This is a genomic window from Rossellomorea sp. YZS02, from assembly GCF_033963925.1.
GTDB lineage: Bacteria > Bacillota > Bacilli > Bacillales > Bacillaceae_B > Rossellomorea.
Genome location: NZ_JAXBLY010000002.1, coordinates 101,905 through 120,089 on the forward strand (window position 1 = coordinate 101,905; position 18,185 = coordinate 120,089).

An 18,185-nucleotide genomic window follows, 5' to 3' on the forward strand; every position below is an offset into this window, starting at 1 on the left:
ATGAACCTTCAACGATTTGAATATTTCATGGCGGTAGCCAGGGAGAAAAGCCTATCAAGGGCTGCCCAATCCCTTTTCATATCCCAACCAGCATTGAGTAAACAAATGAAGAAGCTCGAAGACACGATGGGCTTTCCCCTTTTCATCCGCTCGGCCAGTGGAATGACCCTGACCAATAAGGGCAAAGATCTGCAAGAGGAGCTTGAACCAATCCTTAGTCAGCTGCACCTGGTAATGGAGAAATACACCACGAATAGCGTAATCCGCATGGGAAGTGACCCCTTGCTGGCTTCTTATTTCTTTCCGGACTATATTGAAGGGATCGATCCCTTTCAAATTCATTTGACAATGATACGGGATGACACAATCGACCTTCTTCCTTTATTAGAAAAAGGTGATATTGATGCGGCCATCATCCAGGACCACCCTAATCAAAAAGGATGCTTCAGCAGCCATTTATTCAGTGATGAATTCTATGCGGCCGTACCCGTCACCCATCGGCTTGCCATACGTGAAACCATTGAGATACAGGACTGTTTCCCTTATACACAATTACTGCCTGATGCCACGACCCCTCTCAGTAAGAAAATAAGGGCACTGATGACGCAGCATGGAGTCACTCCTCCTGTTATCAAAGAACTTCCTTACCATGCACTCATCGGGTATGTCGCACAGAACCAGGGTGTATCCTACCTTCCGTCCATCATGGTCAAGAAAGTCGATTACAAAGGGGTCGTATTCATCCCCCTGCAAAACACCCCCTTGAAAAGGGAAATGTATTTATTCACCCGGGACCAGCATACTCTGGACGTCCTGAAACAAATTTTTCATAAGTAAAGTGTAAGGGGCGATGCCGTTCCTGCATATGACCAAAAAGGAATGGAGGTATAATCAAACGTTATACCTCCATCCAAAAAAGCTGCCCCGGATACTCCGAAGCAGCTTCTTTACCCTATCATCAAGCCCTATGCACGAAATCAAATGATTCTTTTCCTTCAAAAGTATGAACCTCATCTTTATGAGTCTCCCGCTTATCCTGCCCCACCGATTCCAGGACACGTGTCGCACCGATCAGCATCAGCTTCGCAGACAGAATCGTCAACGTGAAGAACACTACTGGAATGAAGGAGATCCACGGATAGGTGGTCCACAGATATTGCCACCACCCTCCAAGAAGGCCCGACCATTCGTAAGAAAGTGACACAAGCACCGCGTTTTGAAAAATGTCCTCATCAATCACAGCACCACCGATAAAAATCTTCAACACCCCAAGATGCGCAATCAACAACATGATAATCATGAATTCACGGATCGATACAAGAAGGATCTGGGGCAGAATGAAAGGCCTGATATGATTCAGAATATAATGGCGCTTTGTAGCCCCCAACACTTTGGAGCTATCGATGAATTCTTCTTTCATGATCTTGTCATATTCGTTTGAAAATAACAGGGTCAAACTCGGGATCGAGATGCCGATGAGAATGACCAGGTAAAAAATCGTTTTATCTGAAAAGTCATAGGGGAAATGATCGGGATTGTATAAAGGCCCCTCAAGCAGCATCCAATTCAATAATAAGAACGATAGTAAAGTGGGAGGAAAATAATTGGCGGCATCCACTATGTTATCGATGATTTTCCTGAACGGCTTGAAATAAAAATGAACCACCAGTCCAAGGACAACCGAAGGCAGCACTCTGCATAACATGATGACAAGAGCCGCGCCTATCGTATATTTCGCACCAACGATGATAAGGAGAAGGACATTCCGGTTAAAATTATCCGTCCCAAGCGGGGGATACTCTAACGGGGAGTATGGAGGGCTAAGAAAATCCCCCTCTTCATTTTTCAAAAGGTCGAGTTTTGGCACTTCATTTCCCCATACCACGTAATAAATCAAACTTACAGCAAACATACCAAACAGAAAAAGAAAACCTGTTAAAAAGGCCGGATTTTTCATTAATTTCTTCAGCATCATATGACCACCCTTTGTCCGGTTTTTTTAACAATGATTAGCCGGATCAGGATGAGCAGCAGGAATACCGGCACATAGAACATAATCAGACTAAAACAAATCACATCCATTTGGGAAAATGACAGGATAAAATGAGTGATCCCATAGATATTGAACAATCTCTCAAATACGATAAGAGATGACAAGAGAAAGAGAATGATGGACTTGGAGTGATTCAATAAACTGAACGTGATATTCCGCAGGATATGGACAAAGAAAATGAAATGCCTGGACATTCCCTTTCCTCTGATCAGATCTACATAGGGCTTGCCGTACTCATCGTTCACCAGCAGATAGGTAATTCTGAACAACATGATCGTCGGTAAGATGGACAATGTCAGGACAGGGATCAGATACACCTTCTCCTGTGATCCGACGATGGGAAACAATAAAATCCCCGTCTCTTTCAACACCAAAATGACGCTGTATTGAATGACGATCAAAATGAAGATATCGGGTGTGGACTCCAGCAGGTTGGTGGCCCGGGTGATGAACTTCGACCAGGCACTCGGCAGTAAATGTGTGAGGTATGCAAGGAGGATACCCATGACAACAGATAGTAGAATAGCAGAGATGAAGATGGAAACTGAATAGAAATATGGTTCCCAGAAAGCAGGGAACATCGGATACGAGTTGTTCACTTCATTGGTGATCGTCATTGCATTTGAATGAAGCAGAGAGCTTGTAATATCCTTAAGGTTCATCAGATATTGCTTCAAGCTAAGATCCACTCCCTCATTGAACAGCCCGATGAGGCCGGTCAACAGGATGATGCCGACCAGAACGAAGAGAAATTTCAACACCATTGAACCGATAGATTCGAGATACATAGATTGATCCTCCCAAGAAATAGAAAACATATTTCTACCAGATTACCATAATAAACCATAAAATCCCATATAAAAAAGTGGAACCCTAAGGATTCCACTCTCCATTGCCTATCGGTCTTTCCGTACAAGATCCGCGTATGTCTCCCGCTCGATCACGACACGGGATTCACCGTCTTTCACAAACACGACAGCCGGCCTTGGGATCCGGTTATAATTACTCGCCATGGAATACCCATAAGCACCAGTACTGAACACTGCCAGAATATCCCCGTAATTCGTCGGTGGGAGCATCAAATCCCAGATCAGCATGTCCCCTGACTCGCAGCACTTCCCGGCAATGCTCACAAGCTCCGTGCATTCCTCATTAGGACGGTTGGCTAGCATCGCATGATACTTTGCCTGATACAGTGCAGGTCTGATATTGTCCGTCATCCCTCCGTCAATCGCCACATATGTCCGCACGTCTGGAATGATTTTCTTTGATCCCACTTTGTACAACGTCGTACCTGCCTCAGCCACTATGCTTCGGCCCGGCTCCACCCAAACTTCCGGAAGTGGATATTCATTCTTCGAAAAGTACGTTTTCACACTATCCGTAATGCCCTTTACATACGTCGGAATCGGCAGTGGGCGATCTTCTTCCGTATAGCGGACACCAAACCCTCCACCAATATTCAACACCGGCATCGTCATATCGAATTCGATGCGCATCCGCTGCATGAAATCAGCAAGTACCTTAATCGCCTGATCGAATCCATCCTGTTCGAAAATTTGGGATCCGATATGAGAGTGAAGCCCAAGTAAGGTGAAGTACGGTTTTCTCATGGCTAGTTGAATCGCTGTACTTGCCTGTCCATTCGAAATGCTGAATCCGAATTTCGAATCTTCCTGTCCTGTTGTGATGTACTCATGGGTATGGGCTTCCACTCCTGGGGTGACCCTGATCAGGATTTGAACCTGCTGTTCACGCTCTTTTGCAAGGTCATGCAGCAATTCAAGCTCAAGGAAACTGTCGACAACAAAGCAGCCGATTTCCGCTTCAAGAGCCATAAGGAGCTCTTCTTCGGATTTGTTGTTCCCATGGAAATGAATCCGGTCAGCAGGGAATCCCGCCTCAAGGGCCGTATACAATTCCCCGCCAGACACGACGTCCAGTGAAAGATTTTCCTGTGCTGCAAGTCGCACCATCTCTTTACAAAGGAACGCTTTACTCGCATAGGCAACTTGATATTTCATACCACTTTCATTGAACGCATCCCGAAACAACTTGGCATTCCCGCGGATCATCCCTTCATCGTACACCATCAACGGCGTGCCGTATCTTTCGACCAGCTCACCTGTACCCATCCCACCGATGGTTAAATCACCTTGAACATTCACATCAACTGTACTCATATCCTTTACTCCTTTAGACTCTCTAAAAAAACACAAAAAAACCGTATGAAGCAGATGCTCATACGGTTTTTCACCAAAGTTAACGGAAACATGATGAAGACTCTGTATTAACATCTCTTCAATAGTGCTCCACAACCTTTGCATTGTGACAGTCCAACATTTCTTCAATGCTGGCCCAACAAAAAATAGAATTGGCTATTTTCTGCTTCGGCGATCTGCCTTTCCCTACTTATCCCGGAATCCAATATTCTCAAAGAAGGTACTCTTCATACTCGCGCCTCTATTATCAGAGAGTGACTGTTTATTTGATTGGCATAACTATATCATTCTGTTGAAATGGTTGTCAATTGGTTTTAGTAGAAACTCCCTGGAATTGTATCCAGGGATTCAGTTTACTTCAATTTAATTTCGAAGGGCGCCATTTCAATCGGCTTATCGTTTCGGCTTAAGCTTTCGAATGGAACGATTAATGAATAGTCATCCAGATCGGCATCCTTATGTAAGTCAAAAGTGATTTGATAACGGAGAGCAGCCTTATCAATTGTTTTCGTTTCAGTACTTCTGATCATATGATTCAACATCTTATTATAGTCTAGTTCATCTTTGTCATCTCTGTGAATATCGCTAGATGGTATCATCTGAACGAATTGAGCAATATTCTCTAGAATGTCATATCGAAATTGTTTTTCTTTGATATCGTCTATGGTGAAATTGACTGTCACCTTCCCCTTAGTGTTTTGGATATCTTCTACTGTGATTTGATAACCGAAACGTGGACTCTTTATGTGAAATGGAATGGTTGATTTCAATGAGTGGAGGGCATCATCATCCACTCGCTTCATGTCTGCCTGTACTTTCAGCGAATGGGCCTTATCATTGAGTTTACTCGTAAAGAGCTCCCTTACCGTCTTTTCTACTTTCCCATGGACTTCTTTGGTTTGAAGTACCTCCGCACTCGACTTCGACAACCTGTTCCCAAGGTCATCAAACACGATCAGATCTAAGCTATCCTTCTCGGACTCTACCGTATACGTATATTCCAGTATCGTCGTCGCTTTTCCTTTCGTAACAGAAGTCATCTGCAGCTCAAATTCCCCATCCGGTGATACTGTCCTTGCATCTGTTTGAATGGTTTCGGAAGGAATCCTCTTCACTGGTACATCAAAGGACCATGTGCCGTTCACATCGGCCATATGGGTGAACGTCAATGGAAGGGTGAAGTCCTCCGGCAGTTCTTTTCCATCCTTATAAAATTCGATGGAACCTATGAATTCTTCTCCCTCTTTTTTCAGACCCGAGCTTCCTGCACCCCATTGATTCTGATCTTTCCCATCAAAAAGATGATAGCTGTAACCACTCACGGGACGATTGCCTTCATCCATATGTTCGATGGAAAGGTCATCTCCCTTCGCCTTAAACGTGACCCCAATAACGTTCCCATCGTAATAGGTGCTTGTGATCGTGATATCAACACCATTGGAAGTGGCTGCCTGGTTGACCTCGGTGACTTTATCACTTGAATAAAGTTCTTTCCCGACTCCGGATCCGACTTTTTCATAGATCCCACCAAGTACCGGAAGCTTGGCTAATGCATTATTCACCGGGGAGAAGAGAAATCCAGAGACGAGAATCATAGAGGCAGCAGCTGTGGTCATGCCGGCACTCACCTTGAGCCTTTTTCTACGTACCTTATGCTTCCTGCCTTTTTGAATACCTGTAGAAATGGACCTGTACAGGTCGTCTTTCGGCACTTCGATCTTATCCAATTCTTCCTCAAACCATTTTCTGTCCAACCTGATTCACTCCTTCCAACAGTTTTTTCAGCTCTAATTTTGCCCGGCGAAGGTACGTCTTTACCGTGCCCTCCGGCGTACCCATTGTTTCCGAAATGGTCTTAATGGACTGCCCCTGGAAATAGAATAAGATAATGACGGTTTGGTAGTGATTGTTCAAGGACGCCACTGCTGTAACCAGATCGATCCGGCCTTCTATATCCGATTCTTCAGCTGAAGTGATGGCACTGTCGAGAAATTCATCACCCGTAAGGACGATTCTCTTTTTCTTCTTCAGCGTGGCGTACGCTGTATGAATCAGAATCTTGATGAGCCAGGTGCTGAAGTACTCCGGATTCTTCAACCGGGATATGGAAGTGAAGGCTTTACAAACCGTCTCCTGCACCACATCGAGTGCATCCTCTTTATTTCTTACATATAGGAATGCCGTCCGGTAAAGCTTCTCGCTTTCTGCGTGGATCAGCTTTTCGAATGCTTGTTCATTCCCTTTGATGGCTTTTTTCACGAGTTTTACATCCATTGGTTAACCTCCTGTCATTCATTAGAGTCGGGTGGGGTGGGAAAAGTTTCAAGAGAATTTTTGGAGTGGGGTGGCCGTATGAGGAAATTACATTTTTTTCAAAGAGACGCAATCAAGGGGGAAAATGACGCGATTATCGTTAAAATGACGCAATCCCAGGCATAAATGACGCAATTATTTGAAAAATGACGCAATCACCCATGAAAAATGACGCAATTCCTTAAAAGTGCAAGGAATCCTGGTACCAAATGCTACTAAAATAAAACATGTAAAAACAATATTCATCATCTTCCTCTAAAATATTCATCATCTTCCTCTAAAAAAGAAGCTTATCGCCAATCGATAAGCTTCAATCTACCCGTCCTGTATAGATCATCACAAAATGGAGCACCGCTTCCGTATCACCTTTATTGATATAACTGTGTTCCTTATCACTATGGAACTTAATCGAATCGTATTGACCAAGCTCGAATCGTTCCTCCTGCACCTTCACACAAACACTCCCTTCCATGACCGTGACAAACTCAATCACACCAGGCTGATGTGCATCGGCACAGTATTCACTTTCAGGCTTCAAAAACGCACGATGTGTTTCTAATGAGCTATATCCAGAGGAAGTGAACATGGGCTCAAGGGTCAGTGCGTCATTGGCACTGATTACTTTGCTTCCTTCATTCACCCTTGAAATCTGTACTTCTTGTTTCTCCACAAGCAGAGCAGAAATCGGAATCGATAGGCCGTTCGCAATCTTCCAGATGATCGTTAAAGAAGGATTGGCCTCCCCTCTTTCAATCTTTCCAAGAGTCAAGGTGCTGACACCAGTGATCGCGGCCAGATCCTGTAAATGAAGACCACGATCTTTGCGTATATTCCTTAATGTCAATCCAACATGCTGCGCTAATTTTTCAGGGTCCTGCCACGATAAACCATCATTGTTCATCTTTCTACCTCTTTCTATAAAACACGATTTAAAGTATATTATAATATATATAAAATAAAATATAGTATATTCAACAGAAAGGAGTGCTTCTCATGAAAGAACTGACTCTAGGTATCATTTCATCGATGTTTTTTGCTGTCACTTTTATCCTGAACCGCTCCATGGAACTGGCCGGGGGAAGCTGGATGTGGAGTTCCTCTCTGAGATTTCTATTCATGATTCCCTTCCTTTTCCTTATTGTAGGTTTTAGGAAGAATATAAATCAAGTGTGGATTGAGATGAAGAAGAAGCCGATTGAATGGCTGATGTGGAGCTTTGTTGGTTTTGTTCTTTTTTATGGTCCTCTTACCTATGCGGCTGCTTACGGACCGGGTTGGCTCGTAGCCGGGACGTGGCAATTTACGATCGTGGCGGGGATCCTTCTCGCTCCCCTCTTTTACACAACGGGGCCGAACAAAAAGAGGCAATCCATTCAAAGAAAGGCTCTCGCCATTTCTTCGATCATTCTTATCGGCGTGTTGTTCATCCAACTTCAGAATGCTTACGACTCGTCTCTTACAGAAATGCTCACGGGGATCTTTCCTGTCATCATCGCAGCGTTCGCTTACCCCCTCGGCAACCGTAAAATGATGGAGGTTTGCGGCGGCAGGCTGGATACGTTTCAACGGGTATTGGGCATGACCATTGCCACTACCCCGTTCTGGCTGATCCTCGGATGCTTTGCCCTTTTCAAAACGGGCGCACCCGATTCGTCTCAAGTGACACAGTCCTTTATCGTGGCCATTTGCTCCGGCGTGATTGCGACCTCGCTCTTTTTTCTTGCGACGAACATGGCGAGACAGCATCCTGGGAAGCTTGCAGCAGTGGAAGCAACTCAATCCACCCAGATTCTGTTCGTCATCATCGGAGAAGCTTCGATCCTTTCTGTTCCTTTTCCATCAGGGTCCGCCCTGCTTGGCATTCTCCTGATCATCACAGGGATGATCCTTCATACCCTAAATGTGAAACGGATGAATACCAGCTTGATGAACAAAGTAAAATCGGCAAGCTAAAAAGGAGGAGCACCCCACCTCTGGGACACTCCTCCTTTTTCACTTATTTAAATACCTGCCTTCTCATCCACTGAGTCGCAGCCCATTTATCCCCGATGACAACCGGTGCTCCGCCATGCAGCGTCAACTCGTTCAGTTCCTGATTATCATAGAAATATTCAAAGTAAACGGCCATCCCTTTTTGCGGGGAGACGGACAGACCGAGTTTCGGGAAATACGTTTCTCCGCCTTCCTCTACGTCGTTCAAGTACATGACGAGGGTGCTGATCCTCGGGTTCTTCACCGGTCTTGCCGATGCCGAGAAGAAATCGAAGTGGGCCTTGTATTCCTGACCTGGTTTATAGTTCAGGATCTGCAAGCCTTCCCCGTGCTCGACAGGTATATTCATAATTTGAGAGACTCGCTTTTCAACGCGTGTCACAACATCGTGACTTTCTTCCAGAAAAACAGAGCTGCTCGTTCTCAATCCATCGACTGTACGTGTATTTCCAATTTTCGAACGCTCGACCCGGTCCATAGACAATTGAATGAGTTCATCGCATTCTTCATGGCTCAGCACATTGCCAAGCACGACAACCAGTGGCTCTTCCATTTTTGCGATGATCTGGATCTCCCTGTCTTCCGTCTTGATCTTATTCCCTGTATGGTGGAAAATCGTTTGTTCCTTTACAGCTATTTCAGTAGTATCCATTGCCAACTTTCATCAACCTCTTATCGTATTTTTAACATTCTGAATTCTTTTATTGGTGGAAGCATCCATGCACTCTTCCAAACTAGAAAAAACGATAGCAACAATCGGCATAACTGTAGATTTTATTCGGTTGTGTCCTCCTGCATGTCAAAATATGAGAATCTATTTTTACCTATTTTACACCCGGGATGTGGGGAATTCTATCTTTATTTTCACATTTTCATGATGAAAAATAAGGGAGTTGACGGGACCCGCGATAACTGTAGGATTGGCGTGCTTTTCGGAGGTGTCACAGAAAGGACACGTATGTTTCTCCATAAAAAAAGACTGCCGAATCCCACTCGGCAGTCCACCATATTATTTCTTCAATCCTTCGTACTGATCCAATACTTCCTTCACGATTTCACTATCCACAGGAAGGCCACTCACTTCTTTCAACACATATGCAGGTCCGTTTTCCTTGATCATGCCCTGGATTTCCATAGCCTGCTCGTCTTCCGGATTGTCGAACAACAGGGCTGCGGCAATCGCTTTAGCAAGATATGAATAAGAAAGTCCCACTTTTTGAGCTTCAGTCGTCGGGCGGATCAAACGGTCATCCGGACCAAGCTTACGGATCGGCGCACGGCCGACACGAGTCACATCATCGTTCAGGTACGCATTTTTGAACCGACCGATGTTTTTCTCAATATAAGCCAGATGTTCTTTCTCATCAAGACCATATTGCTTCACAAGATAAGCCCCTGTTTCTTTCAAGGTTTCCTTCACTTGAGCAGCGATGTTCTCATCGGCTAATGTCTGGTCAATCGTTGATTTCCCTCCTAAATAACCGAGGTAGGCAATGACCGCATGACCTGTATTCACCGTGAACAGCTTACGCTCAATGAACGGTGCAAGGTCTTCGACAATCGTCATTCCTTGAACATGAGGGATATCTTCCGTCGTCTCTACCACCCACTCATAGTACGGTTCAACGAGAACGTCCAATGAACCTTGATCCTGCATCGGCACAATGCGGTCGACGGCTGAATTGAAGAAGTAGACTTTCCCTTCAAGTTGACCTATCGTTTCTTGTTTAAGATTGTCCATAATATGTTTTTTCAAAATATCCGTTGCGCCGATCTGATTTTCACATGCGATTACGTATAACGGTTCATCCGAAGATGCCACGCGTTTTTCAATCCCTTTGGCGATCAGGGGAGCGATCCGTGGGAGGATATTCGGTCCGATCGCAGTCGTCAGATAGGTGGATTGTCCGATCGTCTCAATGACTTCCTCTTCCTGATGAAGGTTGTTGAGACCTGATACATGTTCGATTGTTTCCGTTTCCTTCGTTTCCGTTGCAAGTTTCACCTCGTAGCGTCCTTCTTCATTCAGCTTGTTGATCACCTGCTCGGCGATGTCCACGAAGGTCACGTGGTAACCTGATTGTGAGAATAATGCTCCGATAAACCCTCTGCCTATGTTTCCTGCTCCAAAATGTACGGTTTGTTTCACCATCATCATTCCTTTATCAAATTAGTTTGTAAGTAGTCCAGAAAAATTTCTTCTAATTTCTTTAAAATGACCGCTTCGTTCGTGGACGAATAGATCATCATCGACCGGTGATCTTCGATTAAGCTTGTCGAGATCAGGCTCAGGATTTCCTGTTCCCGCCTGCTCAATTCTTCAGGGGCGAGCATGAGGAGGAGGCTTTTCATCTCCATTTCCTCACCGTCCATGCCTTTGATCTTACAAGGTTCATCAAGATGGGCCACTTGGAAGATCAGTTTCTTCACCTTGTCATCCCGACAATGGAAGAGACCCATATTCGTGTTCGGAATTCCAAGTCCGCCCTTTTCTTCCCTTTCCATCAGCTTGTGCACAACTTCTTTAGTATGTTGAAGGAGGCCATCCCGTTCAGCCTCTTCCACCATTTCAGTGAGGATCTTGACATGAGTACCTGCTGAGTGCTTCCGATGCACCTTGAAATTGGTGAGAATGGCTTCCATGCTAGCGTGAACGTCCTTGATTTCCTGAAGGAGTACCCTGACTTCGGTTCCCGATTGCTTCTGTGTAGGTTTCAAGTATTTCTTCCTCGTCAGCTTTTCTACATTGCTCTGCAGATAGCTTTGGATGAAACCGATGTCCTTTTCACTTAATAACGGACTGACAAGGATATACTCCACTTCCGTAAATGGAAGCCTGACAGTTGAGATGACAATATCATACTCATCCAGATCCGCCGTCTGAAAGTCCTTGATCGACAGGATTTCAACCTTGTTGATCATGGTCAGCTCCCGCTGGATCCGGCTTGCGAGCATCTTGGACGTCCCGATTCCCGTCGGACAGACGACAACGGCCTGGATATGGACCTTTTCTTCATTCATGAGCATGGCCGAACCGAAATGCAGAACGATGAATGCAACTTCATCATCGGGAAACGAAATATCCTTGAATTCTTTTTCCAGACTCTTTTTCACAGCTAAAAATAAGACGGGATACTTTTTCTTAATCTCATCCGTTAATGGATTGAACAGATCCAGCTCCTGCTGCAAGCGGAAGATGGACGGTCCCATATGGGCAAGCAGGCCCTGGAACAGAGAAAAGTCATCGGACAGATCCACATGGAGATCCTCCGATACATCTCTGATGACATTCTTGATGAGATGACCAAGGAGGATGCTGTCATAATATACGGCATCTGGGTCCTGCACCTTGGAGCCTTTCAGAATGACCGTCAAAAATTGGACGTCGCTACTGAATATCTGAACCGACAGTCTTTCCTTCAGCTCCGTGCAAATCGAGTCCATCAACTTGTATTCATTGGCTTCATGATTCTCCAAAGAATCATACGACAGAAGCCTGTAGCCTGCTTCCGTTCTTTGGAAGGACAGGCAGGTATATACGACAAGCCCGATATAATCACTGTCCGTGAGCGTGGTCTGCTCGAGGGCCAGATAGTGACTGGCCACCTGGTCGACTGCGATTAGATAATCCGGATTGAAATACCCGAGCACCTGTTCATCAGGTTGATTCCCCGTTTGCATCCCATACAGAGTCTCGATGATATCTTCATAAAAATAAACAAGGAAGAAGCTGGCCAAAGCATGTCGTTTATCCGCCTCATCCGCTTCGATCTCCACTCCGACTCCCCTCTTCCGTGTGAGGATGATACCGTATTTCTGCAGCCAATCGGCAAGCTCATCCAAATAAGAAGTGAGAGTGGTAACACTGATTCCCAGCTGGTTTGCCAGTACCTGTTTTTTAAACGAAGGTCCTTCATGAAGGAGAATGATCAAGAGATTCAACTTTCGCTCCTCGGGTGTTTCGTCTGTTGGACTCACTTCCGCCAGGTTCTGGATTAACCTATAAATATGTTCATTCTTTCCGTCAATGAACAGCCCTTCATTGGCCGTCCGCTTCAGTTCTAAATGATATTCCTTTAATATGCTTTCAATGGATTTCAGATTACGCTGAACGGTCCTGCCGCTCACATTCAAAAATGAGGAAAGAGAGTATACGGTGTGCTTTCCCGATGTTTTTACAATCAATTCAATAATGGATTTTTCTCTTGAAGTAATAAACATCCTTTCCCCTCTTTCCCTTACATAACTTTTATTTATACAAAGTAGAACAGAAAGGCAGGGATCCCGCCTTTCTGAAGTATTGTTCTAGTTGCTGTTGATGATGTCTTTCAGTTCTTTGGCCGTTTTCGCCTGAACCATATGGTCGACGTTTTCCTGCTCGGAGCAGACAACGGCGATACCTGAAAGGATTTCAAGATGTGTTCCATCCTTACCGGCAATACCGAAGATCATCTTCGCCTTTTCACCGTTGAAGTCTACACCGTCCGGAACTTGAACGACCGTGAAACCGGATTTGATGACGGCTTTCTTCGCGTCTTCCGTACCGTGTGGAATGGCTACATTATTGCCCATATACGTAGATGTGATTCCTTCTCTGTCAATCATAGCATCTACATAGCTTTCTTCCACGTATCCTGCTTTGACAAGAGCTTCTCCGGCAAAACGGATTGCCTCTTCTTTTGTGGAGAATGACTGATTCATGAAGATGTTCTCTTCAAGTAGAAGGTCATCTTCGTGATCTGCATTCGGTTCAGCGTTAACGGCTTCCTCTTCTGCTTCTTCCACAACCTCTGCCTGTTCATCCGTGATTCCGTCTTGAAGACTCGCAATCAGCTTGTCGTACTCAGGACTGGATAGGAAGTTATCCACAGAGATGTGATACGCATTCGGAAGTTTATTTTTCGCACGAGGCGTCAGTTCTTCCTGAGTGATGACAACTTGGGCATCTGATGGAAGATTACTGATCGATGTATTCGTCACACTGACATCGAGATTTGCCGCTTTCACTTTCTTACGCAGAAGGGAAGCACCCATGGCACTTGAGCCCATACCTGCATCACAGGCAAAGACGATTTTGTTTACTTCTTCAGGCAGTGTTCCATTGCTCACATGACCGGCAACAGAACTCTTCTTGCCTTTCATTTCCTGCATTTTCTTTGTTGCACCTTCAATATCATCGTCTGTCGCTTTACTTGATTTCAAGATGATGGCAGACACGATGAAGGACACAACTGTTGCCACAAGGATCGCTGCATAGTTTGCCAGATACGCCATTCCTTCAGGAGGGGTAACCGCTGTAATCGCGATGATACTTCCTGGTGATGCTGGTGATACCAGTCCGCCGCCTAATAATACAAGGGTAAAGACCCCACTCATTCCACCAAGGATAACGGAGATGAATAACTTCGGCTTCATTAGTACATATGGGAAGTAAATCTCATGAATCCCACCTAGGAAATGAATGATGGCTGCTCCTGGTGCCGATTGTTTCGCTGTTCCTCTTCCAAACAACATGAAGGCAAGGAGTACACCGAAACCTGGTCCCGGGTTAGCTTCTAATAGGAAAAGAATCGATTTTCCACCCTGTTGAACCTGTTCCAGTCCGATTGGTGAAAGGACACCATGGTTAATGGCATTATTTAAAAATAGAATCTTTGCCGGTTCGATCAGGATACTGGTTAAAGGAAGCAGTCCTGCTGCTACGAGCCAGTCAACACCTTCCACAAGTAGACTAGTGAATGCATCCACTGCAGGCCCGACACCTAAAAATGCCAGAATCGCAAGGATTCCACCTAGGATACCTGCCGAGAAGTTATTCACAAGCATTTCAAATCCTGCTCTGATTTTCCCTTCGATCATTCCGTCGAATTTCTTGATGACATATGCTCCAAGTGGTCCCATGACCATGGCCCCTAAGAACATCGGTGTATCCGGTGCACCGACAATGACACCCATTGTCGCGATGGCACCCACGACCCCACCACGCTGGTCGTGTACGAGCTTACCTCCTGTATACCCGATCAATAATGGTAATAGGTACGTAACCATCGGCCCTACCAGTTTGGCAAGGCTTTCATTTGGAAAGAACCCAGTTGGTATAAACAACGCTGTAATTAAACCCCAAGCGATAAATGCACCGATATTCGGCAGAACCATAGAACTGAGGAAGTTACCAAACTTTTGTACCGCAACTTTCATATTGGATTGCGCCACTTCTCTCATCCCTTTCATAAATAGATAATGATTTCTTATGTTAATGATAGGCCTTAAAGCATGTGGGATTCAATCATGATGAAAACTAACTTTGTCACCCTGGTGGCGACAAACCTATTGTTTCTCTGTTGCTGACAGATATTCCAATGATGAAGCGCACGATAAAAAGAGAACAGCATGTCACTGTTCTCTTTGTACGGTATCTTTTTGGGCTGATCTTTGAGATAGAATTCATCATCGGAAATTTCACCTTCGTAGAGATTGCAAGGCGATTTCACCATTAATCCTTCTCAAGGTCCACATTAGCCGAATCGTCTACGTATTTCGTAGTGCTGTACCCTTCGATGACAAGCTGTTTCGGCACGATGTCTTCGTCGGAAGCCTGATTATAAAATTCAATCGTCTGTTCTGTATCAAAATAGCGGGGTTGTTCCTCTTGATCGAAGACAAATTCCTCAGGCTTGTGGAAGTTCCCTTCCTTGTCCATCAGCATACCGTCTCCCCCGCTTATACCGACGGAGATATTGTCATCAGCTCTTTCATTAAAATTAGAGAATCCGTACTGAATATTTTCATATGTCCGTTCCTTGTTTATATCGTGGGTCAATTCCACATGTGCAGGATTCCCAACCTGGATTTTATCGATGGTAACGGTGTTCCCTTGATACTGAAAGGTTTGTGGAAGTTCGTTGACAGATCCTAATTCGATCGTTTTTCGGTCGTCGACTGTAAGATGTATGGAGTCGAAATGAACAGTCACTTCCCCTGGATTTTCAAAATAGAGAGTATCAAAGCTTGAAGTAAAGGAGTTCCACTCTTGTTGCTCATAGGATTCAACATACATATTCGCTCCAAAGATATCTGCTTTTTTCTTTTCTCCGTCTACAGAAATGGAGTCGAAGTTAATTCTGTCTATCCGTTCTTTCTTCCTACCATTTTGAATGCTGTATTGCAGGACAGTAGTGGTGGGTGCGATCGTCAATTGATCCAAACGGACAGGAATCCCGCCTACTTCCACCACCTGATCGAGCTGATGGACCCGGGATGATTGCTTTTCAAATGGAATCTCGAAACTCCAATCCCCCTCGGCAAATCTCAACTCCATCCTTCCGGCCATTCCCTCTTCGGGTTCGCTTGGCACTTGCATGAGCCTTGCCACATTAAGCTTAATGGTTCCCTTGTCTATGGAAACCGGCATTAAGCTCATCGTTCCTCTATACACATTTTCTTCGTCATTATGTATGTCATTCTGATCAATTGGAGGGGAATAATATTGGGTATTCGAATCCATATCCAAAACGTCACGCTCATTTTCGATGTATATGCCTTCATACGCATTCATCATATATCGTTCATCTTTCTTCTCATTCTCCACTTCATAAAACACCAGCGTCTGCACATCATCAGCCACAACACTCTTAATCGTGATCTTCACACCATCGCTCTCCGCCTCCAGGTTCAACCTTTCCCCTATGCCTTCCTGAAGATAGGTGCGAAGCTGTTCATTCTCTTCCGTATAAGAATAATAGAGGCGGGCAAACCCTCCAGTCACGAATCCTGTCATAATGAGGAGGAAGAATACACCTGCAAAGGAAAGCAGGATCGATTTCCGTTTCTTCTTACGTTTCTGGCTGCGCTCCTCCCTTTCTTTAAGCCTCGATCTCACTCTTTCCATAAGCACTCCAGGAGCATGCTCACCTTCTGCCAATCCGGTAAGTGCAAGAGTCACTTCCTGGAACGAGGCAAGGTCCTCTTGACACTCCGGGCAGTGATAAATATGTATTTCAAATTCGACCTTATCAGGGCGTTCCATCGATTTCCCTAAGTAATCAAGATAATCCTTCTGATAGTTGGCACAGCCTGAAAATCCCGTGCCAAACCCCATTATCCCCCGAAGCTTCCGTATACCTGAGAATAAGCGGGATTCCACCTCATCAACCGTGATGTCAAGGATATTGGCAGCTTCTTCCTTGGAACATCCTTTTACATACACCAATGCCACAGCATCTCTATCCGCCCCCTTAAGCTGTTGAAAAATGTGAAAGGGCTGATCATCTTTCGTACTCGATGCATCCGCTGTCATCTCCAGACATTCCTCGATAAAGATGGATGTGGTAGAGTGGTTCTTCTTACGTTTCTTTGATTCCTTCAACAATCGGATGATTGTTCGGTAGAATACATCTTCTATTTCCTGTTGATGTTGAAGATACACCCGACCCAGAGCATACAATGAATGCTTCTCCCCTTCAACACGGGCAAGGGTCGTTTCCAGTTCCCTGTCGTTGATCACTTTGGCCGTTACGGTACTGGTTTCTACTTTTGCCATAGCTGTCTCTCCCCCCTACCATTTACCTACTATTAATTATTTCAAAATTCCCAAAAATCCACAATCCTTTTCTATAAAATTCCACATTGAATCTCTGAAATCTGATTGACGGATCTCTTCAGACTCATCTATAATTTTTTACTGAAGTGTCATTTATTAGGATGTGAAAGAGGCGTGGAAATGAAAACAAAAGACAAGTTGATGGATTACGTTCGTCTGCAGTCGGATGAGATCATCCGGGAATGGCTGGATATGCGTGAAGTCGATCCCTTTTCGATTTTCAATGTGAATGGGTCACAAGAGACAGAGGATAAGCTAAAGAAAGAGTCGGGAAGTTTCATCCTATGTATAACAGAAGCATTGATCCAGAGTGATAAGAGGATTTCCCAAAAATTGTTGGATTGGTCGGAAGCAATTGCAAAAGATCGGGTGAATGATGGAACAAGTATCGATAAAGTGCTCGATCAGTTCCAGCGGTTCAGGTCCCTCTATTACCAATCTATGAAAACTTGGCTGATGGATCATGGAGATCTCCATCTGGATGAACAATATGAATTGATTGGAGCCTATCATTCTATCTTTGATGAAGTAATCAAGACGTTCGTCCTTTCTTACAAAACCCATTATGAAAATAGGCTGAAGGACCAAATGGGATTGATCAATGAGTTAAGTTCGCCCATCATATCGTTGTCTGAAACCATTGCCATCCTTCCCATTGTCGGGGACATCGATACAACCCGGGCCAAATATATTATGGAACATGCCCTCGAGGAATGTGTACAAAAAGAAATCCATCATCTGGTGGTGGACCTGTCAGCCGTTCCTGTCATTGACACCATGGTCGCACAGAAAATCTTTGAATTGATGAATACTCTCACATTAATCGGCGTCCATCCAGTGATCACGGGAATCCGGCCGGCCATCGCCCAAACTGCTGTTCAGCTTGGCATCCCACTTGGCACCCTAAACATCCACTCTACCCTGATTCAAGCTTTGAAGGGGCTTGGATACAGCATCAGCACAAGTCAATAATCAAAAGAGGTCAGGATCCGATTTGGATCCCGAC

At 44.8% G+C, this 18,185-nt stretch carries 14 protein-coding genes and 1 riboswitch; of the genes, 3 read left to right on the top strand and 11 right to left on the bottom strand.

The features are described 5' to 3' along the window. Window positions 1–837 carry a LysR family transcriptional regulator gene (locus SLH55_RS02725; RefSeq protein WP_320322541.1) on the top strand — a complete coding sequence of 279 codons (837 nt, stop codon included), beginning with the start codon at window positions 1–3 and terminating at the stop codon, window positions 835–837. 121 nt (window positions 838–958) lie between these two features. On the opposite strand, the gene SLH55_RS02730 is transcribed toward SLH55_RS02725, so the two are convergent. From SLH55_RS02730 to SLH55_RS02755, 6 genes are all read right to left on the bottom strand, one after another. Then, a complete protein-coding gene (locus SLH55_RS02730; protein WP_320322542.1) occupies window positions 959–1,972 on the bottom strand; it encodes an ABC transporter permease subunit in 1,014 nt (337 codons plus the stop codon). Next, on the bottom strand, window positions 1,972–2,841 hold the full coding sequence (locus SLH55_RS02735; RefSeq protein ID WP_320322543.1) for an ABC transporter permease subunit: 870 nt from the start codon (window positions 2,839–2,841) through the stop codon (window positions 1,972–1,974). Before SLH55_RS02735 ends, SLH55_RS02730 begins: the two co-directional genes overlap by 1 nt. Window positions 2,842–2,949: 108 nt before the next feature. Next, complete coding sequence (lysA, locus tag SLH55_RS02740; RefSeq protein ID WP_320322544.1) at window positions 2,950–4,236, bottom strand: diaminopimelate decarboxylase; 1,287 nt, start codon at window positions 4,234–4,236, stop codon at window positions 2,950–2,952. 114 nt (window positions 4,237–4,350) lie between these two features. After that, a riboswitch (Lysine riboswitch) is annotated at window positions 4,351–4,527 on the bottom strand. Between the two features lie 101 nt (window positions 4,528–4,628). Next, window positions 4,629–6,029 carry a DUF4179 domain-containing protein gene (locus SLH55_RS02745; protein ID WP_320322545.1) on the bottom strand — a complete coding sequence of 467 codons (1,401 nt, stop codon included), beginning with the start codon at window positions 6,027–6,029 and terminating at the stop codon, window positions 4,629–4,631. Beyond that, window positions 6,010–6,549, bottom strand: coding sequence for a sigma-70 family RNA polymerase sigma factor (locus SLH55_RS02750; protein ID WP_320322546.1), 540 nt, complete (start codon window positions 6,547–6,549; stop codon window positions 6,010–6,012). The genes SLH55_RS02745 and SLH55_RS02750 overlap by 20 nt, the downstream gene beginning before the upstream one ends. Window positions 6,550–6,898: 349 nt before the next feature. After that, window positions 6,899–7,489: an XRE family transcriptional regulator gene (locus tag SLH55_RS02755; RefSeq protein ID WP_320322547.1), complete on the bottom strand. Its 591-nt coding sequence runs from the start codon at window positions 7,487–7,489 to the stop codon at window positions 6,899–6,901. 92 nt (window positions 7,490–7,581) lie between these two features. Here SLH55_RS02755 and SLH55_RS02760 point away from each other — a divergent pair, with 92 nt between their 5' ends. Beyond that, complete coding sequence (locus tag SLH55_RS02760) at window positions 7,582–8,541, top strand: multidrug resistance efflux transporter family protein (RefSeq protein ID WP_320322548.1); 960 nt, start codon at window positions 7,582–7,584, stop codon at window positions 8,539–8,541. A gap of 43 nt (window positions 8,542–8,584) precedes the next feature. Here SLH55_RS02760 and SLH55_RS02765 read toward each other — a convergent pair whose 3' ends face one another. From SLH55_RS02765 to SLH55_RS02785, 5 genes are all read right to left on the bottom strand, one after another. Beyond that, a complete protein-coding gene (locus SLH55_RS02765; RefSeq protein ID WP_320322740.1) occupies window positions 8,585–9,232 on the bottom strand; it encodes a 2OG-Fe(II) oxygenase in 648 nt (215 codons plus the stop codon). A gap of 357 nt (window positions 9,233–9,589) precedes the next feature. Further along, window positions 9,590–10,729, bottom strand: coding sequence for a mannitol-1-phosphate 5-dehydrogenase (locus tag SLH55_RS02770; protein WP_320322549.1), 1,140 nt, complete (start codon window positions 10,727–10,729; stop codon window positions 9,590–9,592). A 5-nt stretch (window positions 10,730–10,734) separates the two neighbouring features. Further along, window positions 10,735–12,801, bottom strand: coding sequence for a BglG family transcription antiterminator (locus SLH55_RS02775; RefSeq protein WP_320322550.1), 2,067 nt, complete (start codon window positions 12,799–12,801; stop codon window positions 10,735–10,737). A gap of 84 nt (window positions 12,802–12,885) precedes the next feature. Next, window positions 12,886–14,793 carry a PTS mannitol transporter subunit IICBA gene (locus SLH55_RS02780; RefSeq protein WP_320322551.1) on the bottom strand — a complete coding sequence of 636 codons (1,908 nt, stop codon included), beginning with the start codon at window positions 14,791–14,793 and terminating at the stop codon, window positions 12,886–12,888. Between the two features lie 280 nt (window positions 14,794–15,073). Further along, window positions 15,074–17,119, bottom strand: coding sequence for a DUF4179 domain-containing protein (locus tag SLH55_RS02785; protein WP_320322552.1), 2,046 nt, complete (start codon window positions 17,117–17,119; stop codon window positions 15,074–15,076). 180 nt (window positions 17,120–17,299) lie between these two features. Here SLH55_RS02785 and SLH55_RS02790 point away from each other — a divergent pair, with 180 nt between their 5' ends. Next, window positions 17,300–18,151, top strand: coding sequence for an STAS domain-containing protein (locus SLH55_RS02790; RefSeq protein WP_320322553.1), 852 nt, complete (start codon window positions 17,300–17,302; stop codon window positions 18,149–18,151). Window positions 18,152–18,185: the final 34 nt, after the last annotated feature.

Coding starts and splice junctions, on each gene's coding strand:
- SLH55_RS02755 (WP_320322547.1), bottom strand. CDS start 7,489: ATGAACAATGATGGTTTATCGTGGCAGGACCCTGAAAAATTAGCGCAG.
- lysA (WP_320322544.1), bottom strand. CDS start 4,236: ATGAGTACAGTTGATGTGAATGTTCAAGGTGATTTAACCATCGGTGGG.
- SLH55_RS02750 (WP_320322546.1), bottom strand. CDS start 6,549: ATGGATGTAAAACTCGTGAAAAAAGCCATCAAAGGGAATGAACAAGCA.
- SLH55_RS02765 (WP_320322740.1), bottom strand. CDS start 9,232: ATGGATACTACTGAAATAGCTGTAAAGGAACAAACGATTTTCCACCAT.
- SLH55_RS02735 (WP_320322543.1), bottom strand. CDS start 2,841: ATGTATCTCGAATCTATCGGTTCAATGGTGTTGAAATTTCTCTTCGTT.
- SLH55_RS02725 (WP_320322541.1), top strand. CDS start 1: ATGAACCTTCAACGATTTGAATATTTCATGGCGGTAGCCAGGGAGAAA.
- SLH55_RS02760 (WP_320322548.1), top strand. CDS start 7,582: ATGAAAGAACTGACTCTAGGTATCATTTCATCGATGTTTTTTGCTGTC.
- SLH55_RS02785 (WP_320322552.1), bottom strand. CDS start 17,119: ATGGCAAAAGTAGAAACCAGTACCGTAACGGCCAAAGTGATCAACGAC.
- SLH55_RS02775 (WP_320322550.1), bottom strand. CDS start 12,801: ATGTTTATTACTTCAAGAGAAAAATCCATTATTGAATTGATTGTAAAA.
- SLH55_RS02730 (WP_320322542.1), bottom strand. CDS start 1,972: ATGCTGAAGAAATTAATGAAAAATCCGGCCTTTTTAACAGGTTTTCTT.
- SLH55_RS02790 (WP_320322553.1), top strand. CDS start 17,300: ATGAAAACAAAAGACAAGTTGATGGATTACGTTCGTCTGCAGTCGGAT.